Source organism: Legionella sp., assembly GCF_965140895.1.
Classification (GTDB): Bacteria; Pseudomonadota; Gammaproteobacteria; order Legionellales; family Legionellaceae; genus Legionella.
In genome coordinates, this window is the sequence record NZ_CBCSKT010000112.1 from 1 (window position 1) to 1,561 (window position 1,561).

The following is a 1,561-nucleotide window of genomic DNA, read 5'->3' on the forward strand; positions in this document are numbered from 1 at the left end:
CACATAGGTGGCCTCGAAAGTGCGTAGTCCCGAAGGTCGAGCTTGCAACCGTAAAGCGAAGACAGCATGTGTAGTTGGGTTTAATTACAGGATTGGGGCAAATGCGAATTAGGCCATCTCAAATAGCACTTAATTTAAGCAAATAGACCTAAATCAAAAAATTATCTTCCCTAAAATTTAGCCATTTTCAATCGTAAAAAATATAATTATCCATTATAAAACAATGACATTACAGAATATTAATTATAAAGATCTAATCGTATAATTTGGGTTTTAATTTAAGCATAAATTAATAAAGAACAAATCTAATCGCATAGATTTAATTGAACAAAGCCGCTTGCGCGGCAGCAAACTCGAATCAACATCGCACTAAATTAAAAGATTGTTTTTCTTTAATTAGCTCAGAATAAATCCATAACTCATCAATAAGTTTTTATGGAAAGACTGGGTACTCATTAAATCAAGAATGTATAATTTTTGCTCGTTTAACTAATCAATAAAGGAACGAATAATGACCCAACTACGCCAAGCTATGCAACTTCGAAACTTAGCTGAGAATACTCAGTACGCATACATCAACGCGATAAAACAATTAGGGGTTAATTCCATATAGCGTTGCTCATAGAAGATCTAGATCTAAAAGCTCCCCTCAAAAAGTTGGTTTAATTGCGTTATTAAACACTTGTCTCATTTCTTTAAATCAGCTTATGGATTTAATTATCCACGCAGAAAAAAAATACCTTATATCAGCCCAAGATAGATAACCCCTTTTCGGCGACTAAATTTAGTAACTTTAAAGAAGTTCCTCTAGGATGCTTTTCTCCTTGCTCCCATTGTCTGATTGTGGAGGGAGAGGTGTTTAAATATTTTGCGAAGACCACTTGGCTTACATGTTCTTTTAAACGCAAACTTTTTATCTCCTGGGCTGTAAAGAGCTTAACGGGAGGTAGGCACAAAGCGTCAAATTCATGCATTGTTGTGGGATCAACGATACCTGCATCATAAAGTCCTTTGGCAGTCCCGTGTACAATATCTAAAATTGATTTTTTCATTATTCGTCTACCTTAATCAGGTTACCCGCAATAAGAGCATCGGCAATTTCTTTATCACATAAAGAAAAATAGAGTTTTGCTAACTTTTTTAATGCCTTCAGTTCTCTTTCATTAATATTAGCTTGCTTATTTTTAGCAAAACTATATATAAAAAATGCTTTATCATTATATTTAAAAGCTATTATAGTTCTGGCACCACCACTTTTCCCTTTATTATCTAAAGGAATGCGTTTTTTATATACATTTCCACCCAGATTAGCATCAAATAACCCATTATTCATCTCTGTAATAGCTTTAATAAGGACATCATTGGATACTTTATATTCATCAGCCCATTCAGAAAACGCATTAATCTTATAAATATCCACTTTGATCCTTTTTAATTAATTATATCACTTAGTGTTACATTTTTCAAATGTAACAGGATAATGGTCAGGGTGAGATCATCAAAATCTTTTAATGAATAGTTAGTTATGATCAAATAGCCCCTTATTTTGAATAAGGGGCTA

General features: G+C 33.1%; 2 protein-coding genes. Both read right to left on the minus strand.

The genetic code is table 11. The annotated features are described in order from the left end of the window. Positions 1–746: 746 nt before the first annotated feature. Entirely contained in the window at positions 747–1,052 is a 306-nt protein-coding gene (locus ACQY7T_RS11545; RefSeq protein ID WP_428413569.1) for a helix-turn-helix domain-containing protein, read from the minus strand. Beyond that, on the minus strand, positions 1,052–1,420 hold the full coding sequence (locus ACQY7T_RS11550; RefSeq protein ID WP_428413571.1) for a type II toxin-antitoxin system RelE/ParE family toxin: 369 nt from the start codon (positions 1,418–1,420) through the stop codon (positions 1,052–1,054). Before ACQY7T_RS11550 ends, ACQY7T_RS11545 begins: the two co-directional genes overlap by 1 nt. Between the last annotated feature and the right edge of the window lie 141 nt (positions 1,421–1,561).